Annotated in this window: 1 protein-coding gene; it reads right to left on the reverse strand. The window is 39.9% G+C overall.

Features of this window, described 5'->3' with window-relative positions; translation table 11 throughout:
- Positions 1–175: integrase catalytic domain-containing protein (locus TY19_RS12325; protein ID WP_445082238.1), on the reverse strand; the 175-nt coding region annotated here is incomplete at its 3' end.
- Positions 176–306 lie beyond the last annotated feature (131 nt).

The raw sequence follows: 306 nt of genomic DNA on the forward strand, positions 1-306 counted from the left end.
CCTCCGACCATTTTAAAATAGCCCTGCTTGTGAATTCAGTTCCATTATCACTGATAATTCGTCTCGGATACCCTCTGTATTTAATTAACTCTTCCAACTCCCTTATCACTCTTAATCCGGAAAGAGATGTGTCTATAATCATTTTCAAACTCTCCCTAGTAAACTCATCTACCATATTGAGTCATCTGATTTTTTTTCCATTTGCAAGCCGATCCGACATAAAATCCAGGCTCCAAACTTCATTGATTTGTGAAGCTTTTATCCGCGCAAGCCTTATCCCAACTCCTCGTCTTCGAGCTCCTCTTT

This window comes from Candidatus Protochlamydia sp. R18, assembly GCF_000648255.1.
Lineage (GTDB): Bacteria > Chlamydiota > Chlamydiia > Chlamydiales > Parachlamydiaceae > Protochlamydia > Protochlamydia amoebophila.